Below are 24,959 nucleotides of genomic sequence, written 5' to 3'. Positions count from 1 at the left end.
GCTTGACTTTACGCTGCATTCGCCGTTTGATTCATTCGTAAATTTGTCGAAAGCCGAGGAATGGCTCCCCGGGCTGGACTCGAACCAGCGACCGAACGGTTAACAGCCGTTTGCTCTACCACTGAGCTACCGAGGAATAGAAGTCCTGTGTACTTTTGATTAATGATTATAATTATGGCTTTTAGCTGCAAATTATAAGATTTTTTTGAAATAGGAACAGCTATCCTCTCAAAAATCTTATTAATTTTCGCTTAAAAATATCTCATAATTATAATCATTAATCAAAAGCACACAGAACCTAGAAACTCTAAAACATTTTAGATACAGCATATTTTAGAAAGCTTCAGATAAGATGAATTTAAAGGCGAGCCTGCACAGCGTACAAAAGTACGTGAGCACAGGCGAGATCTACAAAATTCGCTTGTATCAAGCTTTCTAAAATATGCTGTAACTTCTTATAACAAATCTTTTCTATAACGTCTAGCGTTTTCTTTATACAAAATAAAAAAAGTTTATTCATCCCCAATTTTCAAGGCTGCAATAAAGGCAGATTGCGGGATTTCGATATTACCGTACTGTCTCATTCTCTTTTTACCTGCTTTTTGCTTCTCAAGAAGTTTACGCTTACGGCTTATATCACCGCCGTAACATTTAGATAAAACATCTTTACGCAGGGCTTTAATAGTCTCACGGGCAATAATACGGCTACCGATACTTGCTTGAATTGCTATATCGATCTGCTGTCTTGGTATCAAGTCCTTTAACCGCACGCATAACGCTCTACCCCTCTGCTCGGCACGTGAGCGATGTACGATTGTGGACAGTGCATCAACCGCTTCTGCGTTAACCAAAATCCCAAGCTTAACAAGCTCGGAAGGTTCATAAACATCCATTTGCCATTCAAAACTTGCATAACCTTTAGAGCAGCTTTTTAAACGATCGTAGAAATCGTAAACTATCTCATGTAACGGTAATTTATAAACTATTTTAGCCCTATTTGCTATATAGCTATGATCGAGTTGCATCCCCCTCTTTTCCGTACAAAGCGATAATACCGCACCTAAAAACTCATCAGGTACCATTATAGTGGCCTTAATCCATGGTTCTTCCATCGATTCGATTTTTTGCAAATTAGGCAAATCTGCGGGGTTATGAATCTCCAAGCTCTCACCATCCCGCATATGGATTTTATACACTACGCTTGGGGCAGTGGTGATCAAATCTAAATCGAATTCCCTACTTAAACGTTCTTGGATTATCTCTAAATGTAGTAACCCTAAAAAGCCGCATCTAAAACCTACTCCGAGTGCTGACGAGCTTTCCATTTCATACTCAAAACTAGCATCATTAAGGCGTAATTTAGCAAGAGAATCCTTTAGATGCTCAAACTCTGAACTATCTGTCGGATAAAGCCCGCAAAACACTACGGGTAAGTTTGGTTTAAAACCCGGTAGAGCTTGCTCGCAAGGCTTCTTCTCATCAGTTATAGTATCCCCGACTTTACAATCCGCTACTTGCTTTATAGAAGCAGTAAAGAAGCCGATTTCGCCTGCATGCAAAACATCCGAAATATGTTTTTTCGGAGTAAAATATCCAACATTCTCAACTGTATAAACTGAGTTAGTAGCCATCATTTTAATCCGCATATTCTTACGCAGAGTTCCATCAATAATACGTACTAAAATAACCACACCAAGATATGGATCATACCAACTATCAACAAGCAAAGCTTTTAAAATATCAGTGTTACTTTCTTTCGGCGGAGGTAATTTATTTACTATTGCCTCTAAAACTAACTCAATACCTATACCGCTTTTTGCCGAAATCAATACAGCTTCACTTGCATCGATCCCAATTATATCCTCTATTTGCTGCTTAACCTGCTCAGGTTCTGACGCCGGCAAATCAATCTTATTAAGCACCGGCACAATCTCATGATCATTCTCGATTGCTTGGTAAACATTGGCAAGCGTTTGGGCTTCTACTCCTTGCGTACTATCAACTACTAATAGCGACCCTTCACAAGCAGCAAGTGACCTACTAACCTCATAAGCAAAATCAACATGCCCAGGAGTATCCATTAGATTCAAATAGTAGGTATTGCCGTCTTTAGCTTTATATACAAGCCGCACGGTTTGTGCCTTAATAGTTATACCCCTCTCTTTTTCGATATCCATCGAATCTAGTACTTGCTGGCTCATTTCCCTAGCCTGCAAGCCGCCGCAATGCTCAATTAACCTATCGGCTAATGTAGATTTACCGTGATCGATGTGAGCGATTATTGAAAAGTTCCTTATATATTTTTGATTATTCATAATTATTGTGATATAATTTGTATTTTGTCATCCCCGTCATTGCGAGGAGAGGTGAAGCCTCGACGTGGTAATCTCATGAAATAATAACAAACTCTTGAGATTATTGTGTACGTACAATTACTTTGTAATTTCCGTAGCTTATGACGGCTACAATCACGATAATATACAACAAAATCGAAATTTATAACAGGAAAAAATAATGCAAGCCGAAATAGAAAATTACGTAAAAAAAATTGAGCAGTCTTTAGAACTACTTTGGAGGTCACTTTGACGTTGAAGCATCAACTGAAAGACTGAAAGAACTAGAAGAATTAGCAGCCGACCCGAGTTTATGGAATGATCAGGCTAATGCACAAAAATTACTACGAGAAAAAAGTAATTTAGAAGAAAAACTAAATGCTTTTAATAAGCTCAAATCCAATTTAAAAGATGTTTTAGAACTTGAAGCAATGGCTGAAGCCGAAAACGACCTAGAAACACTTTCACAAGTTGAACAGGACTTTAAAAATTTAAGCATAATCGCTGCCAAATTTGAAACTGAATGTTTATTTTCAGGTGAAGCAGACAGTAATAATTGCTTTTTAGAGATTAATGCCGGCGCGGGAGGAACTGAAAGCCATGACTGGGCATCTATTATGATGCGTATGTATTTGCGTTTTGCCGAGAGACTCGGCTTTAAAACCGAAATAATCAATATTATTAACGGCGAAGAAGCAGGCATTAAATCATGTACGATTAGGATAATAGGCAAGCGTGCTTACGGGTGGTTTAAAACTGAAGCAGGAGTTCATAGGCTGGTACGTATTTCTCCGTTTAATGCAGCAGGTAAAAGAATGACCAGCTTTGCAAGTAGTTGGGTATATCCTGAAATTGACGATAATATAGCAATTACTATTGAGGATAAGGATTTAAGAATCGATACTTTTAGAGCATCGGGAGCCGGCGGACAGCACGTTAATACTACTGATTCTGCGGTACGTATCACCCATATACCGACCAATACGGTAACGCAATGCCAAAGCGATAGGTCACAGCATAAAAATAAAGCTCAAGCTATGAAAATGCTTCAAGCAAAACTCTATGAGCTTGAAATGCAGAAACGCACGGACAGCGTTAACGAGCAGAATGCCGCTAAAACCGATAATAGCTGGGGACATCAAATTAGATCATACGTTTTGCAACCGTATCAAATGGTGAAAGATTTACGCACCGATTATGAAACTTCTGATACTAAAGGAGTACTTGACGGTGACCTTGAAGAATTTGTTTCCGCAAGCCTTGCTATGAATGCAGGTGGTAAGAAGTAGTTAAAATCAATGAGCAATATTTTAAGTAATGAATCATATACTGATTTAATTAAAAATTTAAAACAAGAAATTAGCAAAGCTTGTATTAGAGCCCATTTAGCAGTTAATAAAGAATTGATAGTTCTTTATTGGAATATAGGAAAATTAATTTTAGAACGTCAGAATAAAGAGAAATGGGGATCAAAAGTTATTCAAAATATTTCTGATGATTTGCGTAAAGAATTTCCTGAAATGAAAGGATTATCATATCAAAACCTTTCTTATATGTGTCAGTTTTTTGCAGAATATAATAATGACCAAATTCTCCAACAGGCGGTTGGAGAAATCCCATGGAGTCATAATATTATTATTTTTTCAAAACTAAAAAATATAAATCAAAGAATTTGGTATGCACAACAAACCATCGCAAATGGTTGGTCAAGAAATGTATTATCTTTGCAAATTAAAAGTAATTTATATGAAAGGTCAGCGAAAGGTATAAATAACTTTTCCAATACTTTACCTGAATTACAATCTGATTTAGCAAGGTCGATTATAAAAGACAACTTAGAATTTTTAGATATTCAAGATAAAATAATAGAATGAGATTTAGAAAATAAATTGATAGATAATATTAAAAACTTTTTATTAGAGTTAGGACAAGGTTTTGCATTTGTTGGCAATCAGTATCATATAGAACTTGAGGGAGAAGATTATTATTTGGATTTAGTTTTTTATCACATAAAACTCAAATGTTATGTTGTTATTGAATTAAAAACCGGTAAGTTTAAGCTGGAATATGCCGGTAAACTAAATTTTTATCTTAATTTAATGGATCGCAAAATTAAAGATAATTCGGATAATCCTACAATTGGGTTAATTTTGTGTGAAGAAAAACAAGGTATTACTGTAGAATACGCTATAGAAGGCATCCAAAAATCAATAGGAGTATCACAATTTAAGCTTACAGAAACATTACCTAAAAAGCTTGAAAAATTTCTGCCTACCCCTCAAGAGCTAGCAAAGCTAAAAAGCGAATAAGTTACTAAAAGTTATTTTTCTTGATATCACAGTCAAGCTATGGTATGACATATCCGTATTTCAACCTCATTATTTTTATCACAACATGAAAAACTATAAAAACCTTACCACTGTTATTGCTATAATTATTATAGGTGTAGTTTCATTTTTAGGATTCCAAAATTATCAAAAATTTACTCAAGACAAACATTTTGAGCAGATAATAACCGATCTAAATAATCTAGAGTTTGATCCTGCTAATGAAAAAATCCGCAAGAATTTTATCTCAGAAATACAAAATATTTATGCAACCGAAAATCCTGAAATAGATAAGAATATAAACTATGTATGGGTTTTATCTGCAAGACATTCTTATACAAAAATACCGATTAATTCTGATGCTCAAAATATTGGAGCGGTAGATAAAGAGGACGGATATAATAGAATGAGGCTTTGGGATCGAAATAGCAAGAGAAGTAGCAGCTAAAAAACTTGATAAGCAGGAATCTAACTTAACATCTGAAGAATTATAAAAATACGGACCGATAATTTTATTTAATGGCAGAGCTCATGATAATAGCTTACTAAAAGAAGCCCTTGATAAAAATATTATTATCGATTATCTGAAAGAAAATTTCTATATTTTCACGTTACCGGAAAATCACACCAATACCGGCGGACAATTTAAAACTCTATATAAAGAGCATGAAAACGGTAATATTGACCTAGATAATGCCGAAATTGCTATTGTTACTCATGCTTATCATTTTCCTCGTGTTAATCGATATTTTGATAACAAACCGAATTTTGACTTCTTCTTCAATCATAACACTAAACTTATGATTTTTTTAGTCGATCGAATATTTGAAACCTCAGGAGTAGATCATGAACTAAAACAGGAGCTAATAAAATTACCTAGCTATATAGAGAAAGGTTTTGTTTCAGAAAAATTAAATGCTAATTAATTAATCGGTATCTCTCTTGCTTCTTGTTCTTTAATCTCAATGCGAGGTAGAATAATAGTAAGTATTCCATTCTTAAGACTTGAAGAGATATTTGCCTGATCTACATCTTCATATAATGACATTACATAATTAAAATTTTTATTCATATAATTATCTGAATCATCACCTTTATTTTTTTCTTCTATATTCCCTGTAATAAATAATTTATTGCCGTTCACTTTAACCTTAATTTGACTTTTATCAAAACCAGGTACTTCCATAATAATAATATAGTGCTTATCTTTAGTAATAAAATTGCTTTTTATGCTATTAAATTCATACAATGGCAATCTATTTTTAAATAAATTATCAATATTTGTAATTTGATTATCTATTAAATCTACTACCTGACGCAGCGGCATTGCATGACCGGAATCATAATTCTTATTAGCTATTGCAATATTACTAGATAAAATAATAGCTGCTATAGACGGAATATATAATCTTACGCTCTTTAACATAAAACCACCATTAATTTTGTTAGTTATATATTTAAACATATAACATTATCTATTCAAAATTCAAGTCTTATATACTCAGAGTAAATGAAGAATTAGTATACTCGGTCAATTTCAAAAATTGGCGTTGTCGTTCTACAAGATCTGTGGTGCTCACGTATTAAGTATACGCTCCGCTCCTCGCCTTGTGAACTCCTAGCTCTTTTTGAAATTGACCGAGTATACTTCCATAATTTGCTGAAAGTACGTTGACCAAAATAAAAGCTAATAATCCCCACAAAAATAGTTTGATCTTCTATGCTCCATAATATATCTAAATACTCCACTAGCAGAGCAGAACTTTTTAACGATTTATATTGAACATATTTAACACCCCCATACATTGCAAAAAAGCTATAGGCGAGTATGGGTCTTACCAAGCCGTTTAAAGCATCAACCCAACTAACACCTGATTTATAAGTGGAGTAAAGAGAATATTGCTCTGCCATTTCTTGCGATATAGTAAGCTCTGTAAAAGTTTTGGATTGATTGAGTTTGTTATTAGCAATTTGACGATCTAAAATATTTATCTCGTGTTTTTTGTCGTTAATATCTTTGTATATTTTTAAAACTTCAGGAATAATAGAGCTAATAAAGCCTGTAATCGCTGCAAATAAAGTAATCATAAATACCTATCTATATAAATTTTAGGATAAGTATAGCAAAGATAAGTCATTATACTAAGAGAGGGACGTTGTTGCATGGATCGGCTTTTCCACTGTCACCCCGTGGCTTGACCACGGGATGACACCGAGTGCGTTTTTCAATCCATACAACAACGCCTTTGGTCGCTCGCAATGACGATTTTACCGTGTAAAAATAATATTGAACTACTTTAAATTAGACCAAATGCGGTTTTTTGCAATATAGAAAAAGATAGTAAATACTACCAAAAACATCATAACTTTAAGACCCATAGATTTACGGTGTTCCATTTCCGGCTCAGCTGCCCATTGCAGGAATACCGCAACATCATGCGACATCTGCTCTACACTTGCGTTAGTACCGTCCATATAGGTTACCTGCCCGTCTGTAAGCGGCGGTGGCATTGCTATTTGCTCGCCAGGGAAATAGGGATTATAATGAGTTCCTTGCATCAGCTTAAAATCTGCCGGCGGTTCGGTATAGCCGGTAAGGAGCGAATATATATAATTAGCTCCGTCATGACGTGCTTTTATTATTAAAGATAGATCAGGAGGATGGGCTCCATTATTAGCCGCTCTCGCTGCTTGCTCATTAGGGTAAGGAGGTACAAAACGATCCGATGGAAGAGCGGGACGGTCAAACATCTCACCATCATCATTAGGTCCGTCTTTTATCGTATATCCTTTAGCGATTTCTTTTATTTCATCATCCGAAAAACCGATATCTTTAAGATTACGGTAATATAAATTGTTTAAACCGTGGCAAACGCTACAAACTTCTTTATAGACCTGAAAACCTCTTTGTGCAGCTTCACGATTAACTGTGCCAAATACGCCGTCAAATGACCATTTCATCTTTTTCGGTGGTAATGCTTCTTCGTTGGCTAGACTTAAGCATGAAGTTAGTAGTATGATGCTAGAGATAAGTAGTTTAGTTTTCATAAATTTTTTGAGTCGTCATTGCGAGGAAAAATTGAAAATTTTGACGAAGCAATCTCAGAAGTTTATTATTATTTTATAAGATTGTCGTGTCGAGATTTTGTCTTTCCTTGCAATGATATTTTTATTACAGAATAATTTCATTATATAAATCATCCCAATTTATATTTGTTTGTTCTATTAATTTAATTTTTTTGTCTCTTGAACCGGCTTTAATTTGTTTTTCTCTATTTATTACTGAATTCATAGTTTCATGAATCTCATAAAATACTAAAATTTTGCAATTATACTTTTTACTAAACCCCTTAATTATATCATTTTTGTGTTGGTATACTCTTATTAAATTAGAAGTAACACCGGTATAGAGTATACCATTTTTCTTGTTAGTTACTATATATACTATTGGTTGCTTCATAAATTTGCATGATACAAAAAACGTCATTACTATGTCATTCGACTAAACAATCTCAGGAGTCCTGCTTTATGAGGTTGCCACGCAGCCTACGGCTGCTCGCAATGACGACTTAACTCTTACAACTCCTCCGGCAATGGCAGTGGCTTCTCATATTTACCTATCAGCGGCAGAGCTACTAAGAAATGAAAAAAGTAATAGCACGCAGCAAAACGGCTAATGGTAATATACGGCTCTTCTGCCGGCTGCCCGCCTAAATAACCAAGCAATAAACAATCTGCCATAAATATCCAAAAAGCAATTCGGTATATTGGTCTATAATTACTACTTCTGATTTTTGAAGTATCAAGCCAAGGTAGTAAGAATAACACAAATATACTTCCGAACATTAATAGCACCCCGCCGAGTTTAGAAGGTACGGCTCTAAGGATCGCATAAAACGGCAAAAAATACCACTCAGGTACGATATGAGCAGGCGTAACTAACGGATTTGCTGGAATGTAATTATCGGGATGACCTAAATAATTCGGTTCGTAAAAAATAAAATAGGCAAATATTATGAAATAAACCCCAAAACCGACAAAATCCTTTACGGTATAATAAGGGTGAAACGGAATAGTATCTTTAGGGCTTTGAACGTTGATACCTTTTGGGTTATTTGAGCCATGCTGATGTAAGGCTACTAAATGCAGCATCACAAGAGCAACAATAATAAACGGCAATAAATAATGCAGTGAGAAGAATCTATTTAATGTCGGGTTATCAACGGAAAAACCACCCCACAGCCACGTAACTATGGATTCCCCTATTAATGGAATAGCCGAAAATAAATTAGTAATAACCGTTGCTCCCCAGTAGCTCATCTGCCCCCAAGGAAGCACATAGCCCATAAAAGCAGTAGCCATCATGGTTAGAAAAATGATGATACCGATATGCCAAAGCAGTTCCCTAGGTGCTTTATAAGAGCCGTAATATAAACCTCTTGCTATGTGTAAGTATACGGCGGCAAAAAACATCGATGCACCTACTGCATGAGTATAACGCAGCAACCAGCCGTAATTTACATTACGCATGATTCGCTCAACGCTATCAAAAGCATGATCAACATGGGGTGTGTAGTGCATAGCAAGCACCACGCCGGTAATTATCTGAATCACTAACGCAATACCGGCAATAGAGCCTAAATTCCACAAATAGCTAAGATTTTTTGGAGTCTGATAATGGCTAAAATGCTTTAAGAAAGAGAAAATCGGTAAGCGATAATCTATCCACTGGACAACGGCATTAGGCTTTTTAGGGGTAATATCTTCATTCATAAATAAACTACCCAATTCTAATTTTTTTGTCGCTAATAAAGGTATAAGGCGGTACTACTAAATTTAAAGGAGCAGGACCTCTTCTAACTCTACCTGAAGAATCATATTGTGAACCATGGCACGGACAGAACCATCCATCATATTCACCTTGATTAGCAAGCGGCACACAACCTAAATGCGTGCAGATCCCGATCGTCACCAACCAATTATCATGCCCTGCTTTCACACGTGCTTCATCCGGTTCAGGATCGATCAGTTCTGACATTTTTACGGCTCTTGCTTCAGCTATTTTATCAGGAGTACGGTTAGTGATAAAAACCGGTTTACCTTGCCATTTAACCGTAACTGTTTGCCCTACTGCAATATTTGATAAATCAACCTCAATTGATGATAAAGCTAGCACGTCTGCAGAAGGGTTTAAAGAATCAACGAGAGGCCAAAGAGTACATGCTGCCCCAACTGCTGCAACACTACTAGCCGTTAGAACCATAAAATCACGACGTGTAGTTTGTTTGTTTTTATTATCTTCAGTATCCGACATACAATATTAAAGTGACATAAATTAACGATTATTATTACTACTGCTTGGGGTATTATTAAGATTATTTGGATTTTCTAGTTCTTCATAAGGATTTATTATAGGACGTTCAGCGTCTGCAGCACTATCTGCTTGTTTTGGCGTAAGCTTATTTATTTCATCTTCTAACACTTTTGCTCCTGTCCCTTCTTCATGCTTATATTCTCCAGGATCACTTAAACAATTCCAAAAACTAACTAAATGATTCCAATTAGGACCGAGTGTTGTAGTACAATTTTGAGCAACTGCTTTAGTTATATCTAATATCTCGACTGTAGTTTTAGTAAAATAATCTATAAACCCAATCTTTTTTAATCCTAATACTGTATAATATACAGTAATTAAGGAAGCAACTGCTATAATTAAATACCATTTAGTGATAATAGACCACAGAAAAAATCCCATAGGATTTGCTGCAATTAACCTTCGTAAAGCCTGCCACATATATTTTTCTCAAAAAAATTTATTAATAATATTCATCTTATTTTATATCACTACATTAGTAAAAATAAAGCAAAATCACGTAATATTATAAATATTTTTAATTAAATAGGAACTCAAGAAGAATGAAATCGGTAAAAATACTAAATTAATTCCTATCATAATAAAAATTAATTGTAAGTTATTATCTTGTAATATTAAACCTGTCATTATAATATTCGGAATTAATAACGGCATGATAAACGTACCGACAAAGTTAGCATTCTTCTTAAAATAACATTGCACGCTACCGGATAAAACTACTAAACTACTTGATAAAACTAATATCATCCATACACTAATAAAGAAAAATACTATCTCAAGCAAAGTTTGATCAAAAAAAACATAAATAATGGGTAAAATAAAAACCAACCCTACCGTACTACTGATAAATATAGCAAAAAATTTAGCTAATATCATTTTTTCATGACTAACAATTGATAATAATAACTCTAAGCTTCCGTCTTCCAAATCATATTTAAATATAATCGAAGAAAAACCGATTAATGAAATTAATAAACAAATTACCGAAAAAATTAAACCAAATTTATTAATATCCCTTTCATTGTTAATTAAAACAGTACTAATTATGCAAAATAAAAAAAATATAACTAGATATTTAATTATATTATTAATGCGATTCTGCACTATAAATTCACGCTTAATTAATACAAATAGATTATTCATAATTATTAAATACGTTGTAAATTAAGTACATAATAGCTGCGACAGTTAAACCTATGCCAATTTCAACAATAACTATAGCGATATGCTGAGCAAGTAACTTATCATCGATAAAATTTGTTAGTGAATAATAATTTAAATAATTATCATTAAAAAAGAGTGATATAGTTCCTATAATTGCATATATTGCTACACCTAAAATAGCAATACAAATTAGCACATTAGGAGGAAAATATCGGCTTAATTTTCGATTACCGTAAACTAAATCATAAGCAATAAGGTTAGATGCAAATATAACACCTGCTTGAAAACCGCCGCCCGGCGAAGACTCACCGTTAAGCTGAATATATATACTATATAAAATTATATAAGGTATTATAAAACTAGTGATATATTTTATTATCGGATAAGCTTTTAATATAATTGTGGATTTTGTCATCCCGTGGCTTGACCACGGGATCTTGTTTAGCATATTGTGTCCTAAGATACCGCGATCAAGTCGCGGTATGACATCTTTCTTTGAAAATATCAACAACACGGCAATTCCTGCAATTAAAATTACGCTAGTTTCACCTAAAGTATCATATCCACGATAGCTTGCAAGAATAGCTGCAACAAGAGAAGGTATACCTATATCTTTACTGGTATTTTCTATATAATATTTACTTGAATGCATATGAATAGGAGCATTATCATCACCGTAATTCGATAATTCTAGCCCCATATAAGCAAGAGTTACTACAAACAATAAACATATTAAACTTGCAGGAATAATATTAGTTCTCTCAATATTCTTTAAATCAGGAGGTAATTTACGTAACAAATTCAAATATACGCATGTTGATAAGCAAGCTCCAAGTGCTGCTTCGGTCATTGCGACATCAGGAGCATCCATAATGAGATAAGATACACCGATTAATAAGCTAAAGACAGAGGAAGCAATAACTGCATTTAGTAAATCTTTAACAAAAATTATTTTTATGGATATTAAAATTAATAAAAAAGCAATTAAGTTAAGTAGGTAATTGCCGAGATCAAAATTTAAAGCTGTATTCATTAGTTTTATAAGATGTTGGTGTCTAATGTCATTCCTGCAAAAGCGGGGCTTTATTGCGTGGTTTGGTTTCACCACTGTCACCCCGCGGCTTGTCCACGGGGTCTAGTTAAAAAATACTAATATTATTAGTATTTTTAATTGTTTTTCTGGATTCCTGCTTTCGCAGGAATGATATCGAAAGCAGCGATGCTTTACCAAGTGCATTAGTTGCTACCGGATTTAGTAGAAAAATCAATAAAGCTGCTAAAATTAATTTAACAGAGTTAATAATATCTGCTTTAATACACGCAAAGCCTATTAAGCAAATAGGCACTCCAAAACTCTCAATAACACTTGCTGCATGTAATTTAGTATAAAAATCAGGCAATCTAAAAAACCCGATTATCCCTGAAAATATAGCAAATAATCCAATAATTACTAATAAGATTCCTATATAGTATAATATCATTGTTTTTAATCTTATTAATTATTTAGCATTGTATAGATGAAGATCAACTTCAAAAAGAGCAAGGAATCCACAAGACGAGGAATGCATCGTATACTTAATACGTGAGTACCGCAGCTCTTGTAGAACGACGTAGCCAATTTTTGAAGTTCATCGAGTATATCACTCACCCTGAGCCAAACTATACCCTGCCACCCCATCAAACTCAAATAAATTCTCTACTTTGATAAAATCGATATTTGCTTTGCTTAAAGCTTCAAGTAATCTTGTTATATCTAAATGCTTTATTTCCGTGCCGTCCTTATTCATAAAACGACAACACCAATGATCGGAAACAGTTTCAAACCTTGTATCACGAGGCCATAATTTTAGCCCTTTTGAAGATATAGTTTTTAGCTCAAAATTGCCAAGATCAAGCTTATTAATTTTATCCGCTATATCATGAGCAGAAGATATTTTCATATTTACAAATATATCCGTACCGACCAATTTCTTAACTTCTTTAGTATCAATTTTATAATCTATATTGCTTTCTTGTTTCTCAGCAATTAACGGATAATCTGCTTTAGGTAGTTTTGTAGGTAGTTGTCCTAATCTTTTTGTTACTTCTTCGGCAAATTCTTTTGTGCCGACTTTTTTACTAGAACTCTGCTCATTATATATATCGGCTGTATGAATTCCATCCTCTATAGTTTTTTTCCAAGCATTTTCGATTACACTAGCGATATTACCCTGCCCTATATGTATTAGCATCATTATTGCAGCATTTAACAGCCCTGACGGATTAGCAATATCTTTGCCCGCAATATCGGGAGCACTTCCGTGTACTGCTTCAAACATCGCATAATGCTGCCCGATATTTGCAGAACCTGCAAGCCCTACCGAGCCTGAAATTTCAGCAGCTACGTCGGATATGATATCACCGTATAAATTAGAAGTTACGATAACGTCAAATATTTCCGGTTTGGTTGCAAGCCTTGCCGTCCCGATATCGATAATATAATGCTCATTATTAATTTGCGGGTATTCTTTTGCAATCTCATTAAATACTTTATGAAAAACCCCATCGGAAAATTTCATAATATTATCTTTGCTTAAACACGTGACTTTTTTACGGTTATTTTTTACTGCATATTCAAAAGCATATCTAATAATTTTTTCACAACCGGTACGGCTAATTAACTTAACCGATTCATACATATTATGCGTTTGGCGGTATTCTATACCTGCGTATAAATCTTCTTCATTTTCACGTATAATAGTTAGGTTTAGATTTGGATGCAGTGTTTTAGTAAAGGGATAAAACGAAATGGAAGGACGAATATTAGCAAAAAGCTGTAATGTTTTACGAATCGTGACGTTTAAACTTTTATATCCTCCACCTTGCGGAGTAGTAATCGGGGTCTTAAGTATAATACCGGTACGTTGTATCGACTCCCAACTTTCCTCGCTTATGCCTGAAGTATAATGCTTCTTGTAAAGCTTTTCACCTACTTCAATGGTTTCTAAACGAATACGAGCCTCGGCTTTACGTAATATATAAAGCACTGCCTCCATTATTTCAGGACCTATACCGTCCCCGTATGCAATTGTAATCGGTGTAAATTCTGCCATATTAAATACTCTCGTTAAATAATAGCACTGCCTGCGTGGATACCAAATCGTCATTGCGAGCGACTGAAAGGAGCGTGGCAATCTTGTCAAATATCTTGAGATTGCTTCGTCAATTACTTCGTAATTTTCCTTGCAATGACGTTAAAACTAAACCATACAACAACGCCATTAATAGTTTATAGTTACTTCTTTTAACCTTTCATTCAACATAAAAGTCACTTCGGAAGTTATATTCAAATTATTTTTGGCATATAAAACTTGAGCACTTGGAATTACCAAATTAAGGTTATATTTCTCGGCAAGTTCACTAATTATTGTAATAGTTGTTTCATGGACTCTACTCATAGCCTCAGCGTGGGCTTGTTCAAGCTTTGTTTTCTTAATCTGAATTTCTTTTCTAACGTGACTAACTTTTGCATTAAATTCGTTTACTTTATGCTCAAATTCGGTTTCACTTAAATTAGAACGCTCATTTAGCAATTTCTCTTCCAGCGGTTTAAATTCTGCTTCTTTTGCAGCAATATCCTCTTGAATTTTATGATTAAGCTTTTCGATTTTATTACGCAAATCTTTTATAGCTATCGAACCTTCCAATATAGATTGTACATCAGCAACAGCTACTCTAACTTTAAAATTATCTTCTTTAATCGGCACATTTTGTGCCTCCGTGATCGTTGAGAAATTTATTATGAATATGCATAAACATAATATTCGGTATATCATCCTTGATCCTTTTAGATTAAACGGTGTCGGTTACCTTCGTCATTGCGAGCGACTGAAAGGAGCGTGGCAATCTCAGGAATTTTGTCTAAGATTGCTTCGTCAAAACTTACAGTTTTTCCTCACAATGACGAATACCCTTATTAATCTAAGAATAAATAACATCGGGTGATTTGTCTATAATTTAAAACTTAACTGTTACCTAACGTTGGCATATTTCCATCTCCCCATGGTGTATACCCCCCACTATCCAAATAATAATCATCTGAAATAGGTTCAAATGGAATGTTTTTCATTGTTTCCAAACTTAAGTAGGTGTTCTCTTCATCACTAAGAAGAGGTTCAGTATCAGGATAATTTAACTCAACATAAATTTCGTGCTTTTCATTAAAGTCATATAAAAAATTCAAAGCTTGATGAATATGCTCTGTTCCCTTCGTCTTAACCTAAACAGCTCTAATCCCATATTTTTCTACGGCTTTGATATGCTTAAGAGTATCATCCATGAAAAATACATTTTTTTCATTAGTTATTTCGGTATTCCTCATTATTTTTTCAATATAAGGTACTTTATTGCAAAGTTTTATCTCTTCATCCTTCTTAGCAGGTAAACCTGATTTTATATATATGTTTTCTACTATTTCTTTGCCTAATAATTGCTCTAATGCATATTTTACGGCATCAGGATAATCATTAAACGATGCTATAGCTATTTTATGACCGGATGATATGATATTTTTAAAAAGACATACTAATTGTTCTTCATTTTTCCAACCTAAATTTTCATTATCTAGGAATCCTTCCATCAGCTCTATAGAGAATTTTTGCTCAAGCCTAGCTATTTCTTTAGCACGTTCGTCATATGAACTAAAAAAGTGATTTTGTATATTACGTGCTATTAAGCCTCCTAATCGCTCTCCGATATAATTATGTGAATGTCCATTAACTAAAGTGCCGTCAAAATCAAATATTAAATAGTGCTGTATTTTCGTTCATTAATTTCTCTTATTTTAAAGTTTAAAGATTCTTAGTAATTTTTATTCTATAGTTAAATCAGTTAGTTTTTCAAGAACTTTATTCCAATTTTCGGTATTTTAGTGTATAATACGAAGAACTATTGTAAACTTGTGAGAATTTTTAAAGATGATATCTATTCGTAATATAGCAATTATTGCCCACGTTGATCATGGGAAAACTACGCTTGTCGATAATATGCTTAAACAAAGCGGAACATTTAGAGCTAACCAAGCAGTAGCCGAGCGTGCTATGGATTCTAACGATCTTGAGCGTGAACGCGGTATTACCATACTAGCCAAATGCACCGCTCTTATGTGGAACGATATCCGTATTAATATAGTTGATACACCTGGACACGCTGATTTTGGCGGTGAAGTAGAGCGAATATTAAGCATGGTTGACGGTGTGGTACTACTTGTCGATGCATCGGAAGGGCCAATGCCGCAAACAAAATTCGTGCTTTCTAAAGCCTTAAACCTCGGCTTAAAACCTATTGTCGTTATTAATAAAATAGATAGGGATGACCAAAGAATTAAAGAAGTTATCGACGAAGTATTCGAGCTATTTGTAGCGTTAGAGGCCAATAACGATCAGCTTGATTTCCCTATAGTCTATGCATCAGGTAGAGCAGGAAAAGCATCTTTAACATTTGATGATAAAATTAATCCTTTAGACAATTTAGCAGATGATTTAGCACCGCTTTTTGACCTTATAGTACAGCATGTACCAAAGCCTGTAGCCGATGATAAAGCACCGTTTTCTATGCTTGTTACTACTAGAGAATATAATTCTTTCTTCGGTAGGGTTTTAACGGGACGTGTACAAAGCGGCACTGTTAAAATCAATCAAAACGTAAAAGTATTAAATCGAGAGAATAAAGTACTTGAAACTGGACGTATCACTAAAATATTAGCATTTAGAGGTTTAGAGAGAATTGCTATAGATGAGGCTACAGCCGGTGATATTATTGCCGTAGCAGGCGTTGAAAATGCCAACGTTGCCGATACTATCTGCTCTCCCGAAGTAACTGAAGCCGTACTGTCTCTACCGATCGATCCGCCGACTTTATCCATGACTTTTAGCGTTAATGACTCACCGCTTGCAGGAAGCGAGGGGACAAAAGTTACGTCGAGCTTGATTGGAGCTAGATTAATGCGTGAACTTGAAAGTAACGTCGCACTAAAAGTTACCGAAGCTGCCGAGAAAAATGCTTTTCAAGTTGCAGGACGCGGAGAGTTACAGCTTGGTATTCTAATTGAAACTATGCGTCGTGAAGGGTTTGAGTTATCTATTAGCAGACCTGAAGTATTATTCCAAACCGATGAGAAAGGTAATAAGCAAGAACCGATGGAAGAAATCCAAGTTGACGTTGATGACGATTATGTTGGAGTAGTCGTAAAATCTTTAGCACTTAGAAAAGCCGAAATGACTGATATGAGACCGTCAGGCGGAGGTAAAAGCCGTGTTACGTTCATCGGACCGTCTAGAGGGTTAATCGGCTATCACAGCCAGTTTCTAACCGAAACACGTGGTACAGGAATTATGAACCATATTTTCCACGGATACGCTGATTATAAAGGAAATATCGAGGGAAGACGCAACGGCGTGCTTATCTCTAACGGTGACGGGGCAGCTGTCGCATATGCTCTATGGAATTTAGAAGAAAGGGGGAAAATGTTTATAAACCCTAGCGATAAAGTATATAGAGGTATGATTATCGGCGAACATAATCGTGATAATGATTTAGAGGTAAACCCACTAAAAGCGAAGCAATTAAGCAATGTTAGAGCAGCAGGTAAAGACGAAGCCATAAGGCTAACTCCGCCGATGCTTTTAACGTTAGAGCAGGCAATCAGCTATATACAGGATGACGAGCGAGTTGAAGTAACGCCGAAATCTATTCGTTTGCGAAAAGCTCTACTTGACCCTAACGACCGCAAAAGAGCTGCGAAGTAGGCATTGCCTCGAAAAAGTTGATATCGTCATTGCGAGGAAAAACTGTAAGTTTTGACGAAGCAATCCAGTAAAAAAATGCTAATTTATAGCATTTTTTACTTTTTTTTTGGATTGCCACACTCCTTACAGTCGCTCACAATGACAAAAAAACTAAGCTATACAATAAAAAGTTATAACCTAAACACTATAATAACAAACCTTTTTAACGGCTTCTATTACGTCATTTTCGCTCGGCAGAGCTAATTTCTCTAAATTAACGGCATAAGGAAGCGGTACATCTTTACCGCTGACAATTTCTATCGGAGCATCTAAATAATCGAATGCTTCTTTCATAACTATAGAGGCTATACTTGCTCCAACACCTGCAAAAAACCAACCTTCTTCGACTACAACTAAACGATTAGTTTTTTTCACTGATTCTATTATTGTATCCGTATCAAGCAGTTTAATAGTGCGAAGATCAATAACCTCGCAATCAATATTATCATTCTGCAAAACATTTGCAGCATCTAGGGCAAGTTTTACTTGAATCGAGAAAGTAACTATAGTGACACTACTACCTCCTCTTAAAATTTTTGCCTGACCAAAAGGTATAGGCGCAATTGTTTCCGGCACGTCAAAACTATGACTATATAAAATCTCGTTTTCCAAAAAAATAACCGGATTATCATCTCTAATAGCCGTGATCATAAGCCCTTTATGATCTTCTGCACTATAAGGAGCTACTACTTCTAACCCTGGAATATGGGAATAACAAGCTGTATAATTTTGGCTATGTTGTGCTGCTACTCTACTTGCTGCTCCGTTTGGTCCTCTAAATACTATCGGACATTTTACCTGCCCACCTGACATATAATGAGTTTTTGCAGCCGAATTAACTATATGATCGAATGCTTGCATAGCAAAGTTAAAGGTCATAAACTCCACGATCGGGCGAAGTCCTGCAAAAGCTGCCCCAACTGCAAGCCCTGCAAAACCATATTCCGTTATTGGCGTGTCAATTACTCTCTTAGGACCAAACTTCTCTAATAATCCTTGAGTTACCTTGTAAGCTCCTTGATATTCTGCGACTTCCTCGCCTATGACGAAAACCTTATCGTCTCTTATCATCTCTTCTTGCATCGCATCACGCAATGCTTCACGTACCGTTATTTGCATTTTTCTTTTTATTTAAATTAAACAATTGTCATACCGTGGCTTGACCATGGTATCCAAAAAAATTAAAGACTGGATCCTGCGATCAAGTCGCGGGATGACACTGGAAAGAGCTAGATACCGTGGTCAAGCCACGGTATGATAAATATTCGTATACAATTCCCCCTCATCAGGCAGCGGTGAATTTTCTGAGAATTCTACTGCTTCTTTCACAATTTCTTTTACCGACTGTTCTATTGCTTTTAAATCTGCTTCGGTTGCATATTTATTGTCGAGTATCGTTTTTCTTATTATTACTAACGGATCACGCTCTTTATATTGCTCAACTTCTTCTTTGCTGCGATATTTTGCCGGATCGGACATCGAATGCCCACGATAACGATAAGTTTTTACCTCTAATATCAGCGGGAAGCTATTTTCTCTAACATACTCGGCTGCTTGCTTAGAGCCGTCATACATTTCTTCAAAATCCATACCGTCTAGCTGAAATCCTTTAATCCCAAATGATTCCCCTTTCTTATATAAATCACATATAAAGGTAGAACGTGCTACAGACATTCCCATCGAATATTCGTTATTTTCAATAATATAAACTACAGGTAAACCCCATAAAGCAGCCATATTAAAGGCTTCATATACCTGACCTTGATTAACCGCACCATCACCTAAAAAAGTAAAGCAAATATTATTCGTACCTTGATATTTCTCAGCAAAAGCAAGCCCTGTACCTATAGGTACTTGAGCTCCAACTATACCGTGTCCGCCGTAAAATTTATTCGGTACGTCAAATAAATGCATCGAACCGCCCTTACCTTTTGAGCAGCCTGTAGCTCGCCCCATAAGCTCGGCAAGAACATATTTAGGATCAGTTCCCGCTAAAATAATATGAGCATGGTCGCGATAGCTAGTAATAGTGCTATCGCCTTTTTGTTTAACCATATCTACTGCAGAAATTACTGCTTCCTGACCTATATATAAATGACAAAAACCACCTATTTCTCCCATACCGTATAGCTGTCCGCATTTTTCTTCAAAACGACGCAGTAGGAGCATATCTTTAAAGCTTTTTATATATTCTTCCTTAATCGGCTTGTATTTTCCTAACTTAATATCCACTAATTACTCCCTAAGATTCTTAGTCTTATATCATTCACGTAGCTTTTTATGTCATTCCTGCTTTCGCAGGAATGACATAGAACTAAAAACCATCAAAATTAAAACTTACAAAATACGGTATATGATCCGAAGGTGGCGGCCAATCACGTGCTTCTGGTAGTAAATGCATAGAAAATCATGCATCTTTTAAATTATCGCTAACCCAAATATGATCAAGCCTTCTACCTCTGTTAGATTTTTTCCAATCTATATTTCTATAACTCCACCAAGTATAAAATTTTTCGTCAAGCGATACGAAATGTCTGCTACTATCAATAAAACCTAACGAATTTTATAACTCTACCAATAATGAGCGTTCAATATCGGTATGGCTGATAACATTTCGCAGCTGCTTACTAGACCATACATCATGTTCATGCGGAGTAATGTTCAAGTCCCCGACAATGATAATTTTATCGTTTTTAGTACGGTTTAGTAGTTAACCATTCCTATATTAACCTTACATATTCGCACTTATGCTTAAATTTTGCATTTACCTCGATATCAGGTATATCACCACCGGCAGGAACATAAAAATTATGTATTTCTATATCATTAACTATAGCGGCTATATGCCTTTTATCACTGTTATATAATTCCAAAGAGCAAACATTATGCAAAGGAAATTTAGAAATAATAGCAACACCGTTATATGATTTCTGCCCTGAATATATTACATGTTCATAGCCTATATTTTTAATAACTTCAAGAGGAAATAATGAATCAGCTACCTTTGTTTCTTGAAGTAAAATAATATCCGGCTGATGTTCATGTACTAATTTTCTTAATAAATCGATCCGTAGACGCAATGAATTAATATTCTAGGTAACTATCTTCATTAGACTTGTTGTATAACCTCCTTCTAAAGGTAATTTGTACGTTAATCCGGTACTCGCATCCTCACATGCTAAGTGTACGCTGCGGTGCTGCGTTCTGTATTTCCTTCAAGTTCCTCTTTATACGATAGGTTATACAAGAAGTCTATTTAATTTTTTATAGCTGCTCCTATTATTGCATCTCTGAAATAAATTATTCCAAGTTGATTTAAAGGATTTTTCATGTCAATTTTATCTTTTTCTTCTTCAGGAATTTTAATCATAGTATTACTTAATATAGCAAAATACAGATTATCAGGCAAAACATATCCTGCTTCACTTTGTATTCCAAGGGCTTTTCCCGTATAATGAATCATTAAATGCTTAGAATCAAGATCAGTAAGGAAAATACCGTAACCCATATAAGACTTACGCCCTTCTATATCTTTTGCTAAAAAATATTTAGTAGTCATAAGTTTATATGACTTCTTAGAAAGAATTTTCCCCTCATTCAATGCCCTATACCATTTAATAAGATCAACCGATGTTGATATTATACCACCGTCAGCACAAGGAACTGCTAAAAAATCAGCAGTTACAGGAGTAAATATAGGTTTATTACTATTATTAGGCGTTAAAAAATATCTTACCGGATAATTAGAACTAATAACGTTTTTTTGGATTCTAGCGGCTTCACTATATGAAGCAAAACTAGTAGATTTCATATTAAGAGGTTTAAAAAATTCATCATAAAAAAAGTTAGCTAAATCTTTTTTAGATACCTTTTCGATAATCATACCGAGTATAACAAAATTAGTATTACTATATTTAAATTTTTTTCCTATAGATATTTCTAAAGGCTTAGAAGAAACAAATTGTAATATTTTCTTGTGAATCTCTTTCTTAGGCATATTTAAATCAAGTTTAACAAAACTAAAATATTCGGCAATACCGCTACTATGCGTTAATAAATTATGGATAGATATTTTATATGCCCAATCCGGCACTTTTCCCCCCCACATTTCCGGATCAAGATATTTATAGATTTTATCGTTAATATTTAATAATTCCTGTTCTTGTAATTTTAAGATTCCTGCCGCTGTAAAAGGCTTTGTAGCAGAAGTAATAGGCATCATTTCATTTGCTTTTAATTGCTCACCGTTTAAAGCAAAGATTCCTTTAGCACCGGTTAATAAAGGTTTATAATCATCGGCAAATATAAAAACGGCATTTAAAAATCTATTACTTATATATTCTTTTTCTGCTTCATTGATTCTTTGCTGTATATCTGCAAAACAATCAATACAATTAATAATTAAAAAAAGCAGCAATAAAAAATATCTACGAATCATAACTTCAACACTCCACAAACTTATCAGTAGACATCTTACATAACTTGCTTCTAAAGGTAATTTGTACAGTCGATCCGATACTCGAATCCTCACGTACTTTTTTGTACGCTGCGGTTCTGCGTGCCGTGTTTCTTTCAAATTCCTCTTTATTAGCTGTGTTATGTAAGATGTCTAGTAAAATAAAACGGTAATTTTGCTTCTAACTTAATCTCTTTACCAAAAATCTTTTCAGATAAACATATATTATTAGCATGCAGGAACATATATTTACTATACGGCATTATTTCTTTATTACCATATTTATCATCTCCAAGTATCGGGCAACCTAATAATTTAGCATGCAACCTTAATTGATGCATTCTACCTGTAACCGGCATAAATTCAATTAAAAATAAGTTATTCTCAAGTGATTTAAGTAATTTATAATAAGTAATGGCAAGTTTACCATTTTCACTATCAATATCAGTAATTTTAGGTGTACTTCCTTTACTCTTTTCTATATTACTTCTAACTTCGCCTACATTTTTAATTGGCTTCCCATAGGTTACAGCAAAATATGTTTTTACAACCAATTTTTCTTTAAAAGCATCATGAAGTTTTACACTACTTAAATAATTTTTAGCTATTAAGAGCAAACCGCTTGTTTCTTTATCTAACCTATGTACTAGCTTAAAATCAGCACCTTTATAATTCAAATATTTTAATGCAGAGTCAATAGATAAATTTATTTTACTACCACCTTGAGTAGCAAGCCTTGCAGGTTTATTTATAGCTATTAAATTATCATCTTCATATATCAAATAATCGGTAGTAATTTTCTTCACTAGCTTAATTTCGGCATCGGTAAAAACTAATTTTTCAGGTTGCTTAACGGGTAAATTAAACTTATCGTTAATAAAAATTTTATCGCCGTCTATTACTCTTAAACTCGCCTCTGCTTTCTGAGAATTAATGGTAATTTGTTTTTGACGTAATGCTTTCTCTATTACTCCTTGAGTCAATAACGGATATAGACGTTTTAAATATTTATCTAATCTAGAAGAAATAGGAGTATTAACATCGATGATCATTTAGAGCTTTTTATTGTGTTATTGCATGTATCAGTTTATGTCATTCCCGCATAGGCGGGAAGGCATTGTTGCATAGATCGATTTCCCGTTGTCATCCCGTGGCTTGACCACGGGATGACAACGGGAAATCGATCTATGCAATAACGCCGACTTGACCACGGTGACATTTCAACTACTTTTTATTAAAAAATAGCACCAAATTATTATAGATAAAAGGATTATAGCAAAAAGCTGATGTATAGAGGCAATTATTATAGGTACAGAGTATAAAAGAGTAATTATTCCGGTAGATATCTGCATCAATAATGCAATCATTAGAAAATAAGCTATCTTATTTAATTTCGGATGTTCTATTGTTAACAAGCAAATTACCAAAACCACAACAATCAAAAATACGCTATAGCCACCTAAACGATGTATGAATTGTATAAAAACCGGATCATACCAATTTTTAAGATCAAAGAAATTATCTTTTATCTCCATCGGAATAAAACTATCACCCATTAGCGGAAAACTATTATATATCAGCCCTGCATCAAGCCCTGCAACTAAAGCACCTAAAAAAATTTGCACATATATTACAGTAATAGCAATACCAGAAAATATTAATGGTAATTTTAAATCTGTGTGTGACGGGATTAACAAAATATCACAACGATTTTTTATTAATTGATAAAAAAGTATGTGATAAATAATTACGGCGATAATTAAATGAAAAGCAAGTCGAAAATGACTAACAGACGGGCTATTCAACAAGCCGCTTTTAACCATATACCACCCCATAAAGCCTTGCAGGCAAAATAATAGCAAAGCAGTTATATAAGGTATAATATCACGATTTTTTATTATGCCTTTAAAATAAAAATATATTAAAGGTAGGATATATATTAAAGCTGTAATTCTACCGAGTAACCGATGTATAAACTCTAACAGATAAATAAATTTAAACTGTGATAAAGTCATTCCGTAATTAACGGAGTTATATTCAGGAAAAGCTTTATATTTAGCAAATTCCGCTTGCCAAGCATCAAAGCTAAAAGGCGGCAAAATACCGGTTACCGGACGCCACTCAACTATAGATAAACCAGAACCGGTAAGCCTTGTTATCCCTCCTATAACAATCATCGCTATGACCATTATACAACTTATACACAACCATTTTGTAATTAAATTTTTCTGCACTTTTATTTTAAGTTTATGTTTTTTTGCTTCGTCATTGCGAGCGAACGAAAGCGTTGTTGCATGGCTCGAAAAATCTGCTCGATGTCATTCCGCATAGGCGGGAATCCAGAAAATAACTTCAATATTGATACAGAAGTTACATATTTGATAAAATAAACATATAAAAAACTCATTTTTTATATGTTTTACTGGATTCCCGCATACGCGGGAATGGCATACACAAGCCATGCAACAACACCGCGAATGA

At 34.5% G+C, this 24,959-nt stretch carries 26 protein-coding genes, 1 tRNA gene and 7 pseudogenes; 9 read left to right on the top strand and 25 right to left on the bottom strand.

The annotated features are described in order from the left end of the window. Window positions 1–61: 61 nt before the first annotated feature. Window positions 62–136 (bottom strand) — tRNA-Asn (locus AB1146_RS04895). A 185-nt stretch (window positions 137–321) separates the two neighbouring features. Here AB1146_RS04895 and AB1146_RS04890 point away from each other — a divergent pair. Beyond that, window positions 322–450: pseudogene (locus AB1146_RS04890) on the top strand (palindromic element RPE3 domain-containing protein); the annotation flags it as partial. A 62-nt stretch (window positions 451–512) separates the two neighbouring features. Here AB1146_RS04890 and lepA read toward each other — a convergent pair. After that, a complete protein-coding gene (gene lepA / locus AB1146_RS04885) occupies window positions 513–2,315 on the bottom strand; it encodes a translation elongation factor 4 (protein WP_010423501.1) in 1,803 nt (600 codons plus the stop codon). 199 nt (window positions 2,316–2,514) lie between these two features. Here lepA and prfB point away from each other — a divergent pair. The 6 genes and pseudogenes from prfB (at window position 2,515) to AB1146_RS04860 (ending at window position 5,586) form a co-directional block, all read left to right on the top strand. After that, window positions 2,515–3,622, top strand: a protein-coding gene (gene prfB, locus AB1146_RS04880; RefSeq protein WP_156790191.1) for a peptide chain release factor 2 whose coding sequence is annotated in 2 segments (ribosomal slippage) — window positions 2,515–2,583 and window positions 2,585–3,622 — 1,107 coding nt in all. Because the reading frame shifts where the segments join, the coding sequence is not laid out codon by codon here. A 9-nt stretch (window positions 3,623–3,631) separates the two neighbouring features. Continuing rightward, window positions 3,632–4,207: a DUF1016 N-terminal domain-containing protein gene (locus AB1146_RS04875; RefSeq protein ID WP_010423505.1), complete on the top strand. Its 576-nt coding sequence runs from the start codon at window positions 3,632–3,634 to the stop codon at window positions 4,205–4,207. A gap of 15 nt (window positions 4,208–4,222) precedes the next feature. Further along, window positions 4,223–4,642, top strand: a complete 420-nt coding sequence (locus AB1146_RS04870) for a PDDEXK nuclease domain-containing protein (protein WP_010423507.1) — start codon at window positions 4,223–4,225, stop codon at window positions 4,640–4,642. Between the two features lie 85 nt (window positions 4,643–4,727). Continuing rightward, complete coding sequence (locus AB1146_RS04865; RefSeq protein WP_040611325.1) at window positions 4,728–5,108, top strand: hypothetical protein; 381 nt, start codon at window positions 4,728–4,730, stop codon at window positions 5,106–5,108. A 58-nt stretch (window positions 5,109–5,166) separates the two neighbouring features. After that, a pseudogene (locus tag AB1146_RS08565) lies at window positions 5,167–5,350 on the top strand (hypothetical protein). Window positions 5,351–5,460: 110 nt separating this feature from the next. Continuing rightward, on the top strand, window positions 5,461–5,586 hold the full coding sequence (locus tag AB1146_RS04860; RefSeq protein WP_269572104.1) for a hypothetical protein: 126 nt from the start codon (window positions 5,461–5,463) through the stop codon (window positions 5,584–5,586). Here AB1146_RS04860 and AB1146_RS04855 read toward each other — a convergent pair. The 12 genes from AB1146_RS04855 to AB1146_RS04800 form a co-directional block, all read right to left on the bottom strand. Continuing rightward, window positions 5,583–6,086, bottom strand: coding sequence for an Hsp20/alpha crystallin family protein (locus AB1146_RS04855; protein WP_010423508.1), 504 nt, complete (start codon window positions 6,084–6,086; stop codon window positions 5,583–5,585). The two genes, AB1146_RS04860 and AB1146_RS04855, sit on opposite strands and share 4 nt — an antisense overlap. A 92-nt stretch (window positions 6,087–6,178) precedes the next feature. After that, complete coding sequence (locus AB1146_RS04850; RefSeq protein ID WP_010423509.1) at window positions 6,179–6,748, bottom strand: hypothetical protein; 570 nt, start codon at window positions 6,746–6,748, stop codon at window positions 6,179–6,181. A gap of 204 nt (window positions 6,749–6,952) precedes the next feature. Beyond that, the gene (locus tag AB1146_RS04845) at window positions 6,953–7,708 is read right to left on the bottom strand and encodes a cytochrome c1 (RefSeq protein WP_010423510.1); all 756 of its coding nucleotides are present in this window, start codon (window positions 7,706–7,708) and stop codon (window positions 6,953–6,955) included. Window positions 7,709–7,832: 124 nt separating this feature from the next. Further along, complete coding sequence (locus AB1146_RS04840) at window positions 7,833–8,120, bottom strand: GIY-YIG nuclease family protein (RefSeq protein WP_010423511.1); 288 nt, start codon at window positions 8,118–8,120, stop codon at window positions 7,833–7,835. A 116-nt stretch (window positions 8,121–8,236) separates the two neighbouring features. Beyond that, window positions 8,237–9,433, bottom strand: coding sequence for a cytochrome b (locus AB1146_RS04835; protein ID WP_010423512.1), 1,197 nt, complete (start codon window positions 9,431–9,433; stop codon window positions 8,237–8,239). A 7-nt stretch (window positions 9,434–9,440) separates the two neighbouring features. Further along, window positions 9,441–9,974, bottom strand: coding sequence for a ubiquinol-cytochrome c reductase iron-sulfur subunit (petA, locus tag AB1146_RS04830; protein WP_010423513.1), 534 nt, complete (start codon window positions 9,972–9,974; stop codon window positions 9,441–9,443). A 21-nt stretch (window positions 9,975–9,995) separates the two neighbouring features. After that, complete coding sequence (locus AB1146_RS04825) at window positions 9,996–10,454, bottom strand: DUF2670 domain-containing protein (RefSeq protein WP_010423514.1); 459 nt, start codon at window positions 10,452–10,454, stop codon at window positions 9,996–9,998. Window positions 10,455–10,529: 75 nt separating this feature from the next. Beyond that, the gene (locus AB1146_RS04820) at window positions 10,530–11,177 is read right to left on the bottom strand and encodes a heme exporter protein CcmB (protein ID WP_010423515.1); all 648 of its coding nucleotides are present in this window, start codon (window positions 11,175–11,177) and stop codon (window positions 10,530–10,532) included. Further along, entirely contained in the window at window positions 11,170–12,231 is a 1,062-nt protein-coding gene (locus AB1146_RS04815) for a DUF4040 domain-containing protein (RefSeq protein WP_010423516.1), read from the bottom strand. Before AB1146_RS04815 ends, AB1146_RS04820 begins: the two co-directional genes overlap by 8 nt. Window positions 12,232–12,337: 106 nt before the next feature. Next, on the bottom strand, window positions 12,338–12,679 hold the full coding sequence (locus tag AB1146_RS04810; protein WP_010423517.1) for a Na+/H+ antiporter subunit G: 342 nt from the start codon (window positions 12,677–12,679) through the stop codon (window positions 12,338–12,340). 159 nt (window positions 12,680–12,838) lie between these two features. After that, window positions 12,839–14,290 (bottom strand): NADP-dependent isocitrate dehydrogenase, encoded by a 1,452-nt coding sequence (locus AB1146_RS04805; protein ID WP_010423518.1) that lies wholly within the window; start codon window positions 14,288–14,290, stop codon window positions 12,839–12,841. A gap of 168 nt (window positions 14,291–14,458) precedes the next feature. Continuing rightward, window positions 14,459–15,013 carry an OmpH family outer membrane protein gene (locus AB1146_RS04800; RefSeq protein WP_010423519.1) on the bottom strand — a complete coding sequence of 185 codons (555 nt, stop codon included), beginning with the start codon at window positions 15,011–15,013 and terminating at the stop codon, window positions 14,459–14,461. Between AB1146_RS04800 and AB1146_RS04795 the strand changes: the two genes are divergently transcribed. Further along, on the top strand, window positions 14,979–15,182 hold the full coding sequence (locus AB1146_RS04795; protein ID WP_232203726.1) for a hypothetical protein: 204 nt from the start codon (window positions 14,979–14,981) through the stop codon (window positions 15,180–15,182). The genes AB1146_RS04800 and AB1146_RS04795 overlap by 35 nt on opposite strands. Before the next feature lie 19 nt (window positions 15,183–15,201). On the opposite strand, the gene AB1146_RS04790 is transcribed toward AB1146_RS04795, so the two are convergent. The 3 genes and pseudogenes from AB1146_RS04790 to AB1146_RS04780 form a co-directional block, all read right to left on the bottom strand. Beyond that, window positions 15,202–15,420: a hypothetical protein gene (locus tag AB1146_RS04790; protein WP_051125506.1), complete on the bottom strand. Its 219-nt coding sequence runs from the start codon at window positions 15,418–15,420 to the stop codon at window positions 15,202–15,204. A gap of 36 nt (window positions 15,421–15,456) precedes the next feature. Further along, a complete protein-coding gene (locus tag AB1146_RS04785; RefSeq protein WP_355404447.1) occupies window positions 15,457–15,723 on the bottom strand; it encodes a hypothetical protein in 267 nt (88 codons plus the stop codon). Window positions 15,724–15,777: 54 nt separating this feature from the next. Further along, window positions 15,778–16,006: pseudogene (locus tag AB1146_RS04780) on the bottom strand (hypothetical protein); the annotation flags it as partial. A gap of 147 nt (window positions 16,007–16,153) precedes the next feature. Here AB1146_RS04780 and typA point away from each other — a divergent pair. Next, on the top strand, window positions 16,154–17,983 hold the full coding sequence (gene typA / locus AB1146_RS04775) for a translational GTPase TypA (RefSeq protein ID WP_010423520.1): 1,830 nt from the start codon (window positions 16,154–16,156) through the stop codon (window positions 17,981–17,983). Window positions 17,984–18,160: 177 nt separating this feature from the next. Here the strand turns inward: typA and AB1146_RS04770 are convergent, their stop codons facing one another. The 8 genes and pseudogenes from AB1146_RS04770 to AB1146_RS04740 all read right to left on the bottom strand — a co-directional run bounded on the left by AB1146_RS04770 (window position 18,161) and on the right by AB1146_RS04740 (window position 24,712). Next, the gene (locus tag AB1146_RS04770; protein ID WP_010423521.1) at window positions 18,161–19,141 is read right to left on the bottom strand and encodes a pyruvate dehydrogenase complex E1 component subunit beta; all 981 of its coding nucleotides are present in this window, start codon (window positions 19,139–19,141) and stop codon (window positions 18,161–18,163) included. A 123-nt stretch (window positions 19,142–19,264) separates the two neighbouring features. Continuing rightward, window positions 19,265–20,254 (bottom strand): pyruvate dehydrogenase (acetyl-transferring) E1 component subunit alpha, encoded by a 990-nt coding sequence (gene pdhA, locus AB1146_RS04765; RefSeq protein ID WP_010423524.1) that lies wholly within the window; start codon window positions 20,252–20,254, stop codon window positions 19,265–19,267. A gap of 82 nt (window positions 20,255–20,336) precedes the next feature. Then, window positions 20,337–21,111: pseudogene (locus tag AB1146_RS04760) on the bottom strand (exodeoxyribonuclease III). A gap of 33 nt (window positions 21,112–21,144) precedes the next feature. After that, a pseudogene (locus AB1146_RS08560) lies at window positions 21,145–21,278 on the bottom strand (palindromic element RPE1 domain-containing protein); the annotation flags it as partial. Then, window positions 21,279–22,502, bottom strand: a pseudogene (locus tag AB1146_RS04750) (serine hydrolase domain-containing protein); the annotation flags it as partial. Continuing rightward, window positions 22,497–22,626: pseudogene (locus AB1146_RS08555) on the bottom strand (palindromic element RPE1 domain-containing protein); the annotation flags it as partial. The pseudogenes AB1146_RS04750 and AB1146_RS08555, both read right to left, overlap by 6 nt. Beyond that, window positions 22,619–23,530, bottom strand: coding sequence for an RluA family pseudouridine synthase (locus AB1146_RS04745; protein WP_010423530.1), 912 nt, complete (start codon window positions 23,528–23,530; stop codon window positions 22,619–22,621). The pseudogene AB1146_RS08555 and the gene AB1146_RS04745, both read right to left, overlap by 8 nt. Before the next feature lie 168 nt (window positions 23,531–23,698). After that, window positions 23,699–24,712, bottom strand: a complete 1,014-nt coding sequence (locus tag AB1146_RS04740; RefSeq protein ID WP_029374828.1) for a COX15/CtaA family protein — start codon at window positions 24,710–24,712, stop codon at window positions 23,699–23,701. Between the last annotated feature and the right edge of the window lie 247 nt (window positions 24,713–24,959).

It is taken from the genome of Rickettsia helvetica, assembly GCF_963970025.1.
Taxonomy (GTDB): Bacteria; Pseudomonadota; Alphaproteobacteria; order Rickettsiales; family Rickettsiaceae; genus Rickettsia; species Rickettsia helvetica.
Note: the sequence above shows the minus strand (reverse complement) of the source record. Positions and strands in the feature narration are given on the sequence as shown.